Genomic DNA, 774 nt, shown 5'->3' with positions numbered 1-774 from the left:
TTCGCTGAAAACACGAATTATTACCGGGCTTTTTCTGGTGGCACTGTATGGCCTGATGGCTATCGCAACGGCACTCACCCTGCCCACTAGTGACATCACCTTCCAACAGAAGGCCGAGCAGCTTGTCGCGGATATTCCTGGCACGGGCGAGATTCTTCTCACGGCGTTCAGCAATGGCCGATCCTCACGTCCTGCCGCCCCCTTCCTGCTACTGGAAGAGCCTGATGTTCTGCCTCACTACACCGAGCTCAATGTGTTTTTCGAAACTCACCGCGAGCTATCCCAATGGCTTTCCGATGGCCAGCTGATGCTGGTGGATGATGCGGGCAACACTTATCCCGTACAGTTACAGCAACGGCACCTGACCCAACTCCCCGGCCTTTTCTGGTTACAGCTGGTCTGCGGATTGGCTGGCATGGTGATTTGCATTCTTGTCTGGGTACCAGCAAAACACGAGGTGGCCATTACCTCATTTGCGGTAACAGGCCTGAGTTATGTGCTTTTTTCCTCGGCTGCCGCCATTTACAGCACTCGCGATTTCTTCATCTCCGGCACGTTGTTCGCCTGGCTTTCAGGGCTTAACCATCTAGGCGCCTTGTTGTTTTCTGCCTCTCTCGCCGCCTTCTTGTGGAACTACCCGCGCCAGTTCCCTTCACGTTGGCTCACCACAGGGTTTTATCTGGCATTTTGCGTAGCCATTGTCATCGATCAAACTCAACAGGTGGCCAGCCCTGTTGACGGTTTCCATTCCTGGGTAATGGCAATCTTTCTGGC

Annotated in this window: 1 pseudogene; it reads left to right on the top strand. The window is 54.0% G+C overall.

The annotated features are described in order from the left end of the window. Positions 1-774: pseudogene (locus tag A3730_RS30810) on the top strand (sensor histidine kinase); the annotation flags it as partial.

It is taken from the genome of Alcanivorax sp. HI0044 (genome assembly GCF_001634945.1).
The sequence above is the reverse complement of the archived record's forward strand: the minus strand, read 5'-3'. Positions and strand labels throughout refer to the sequence as shown.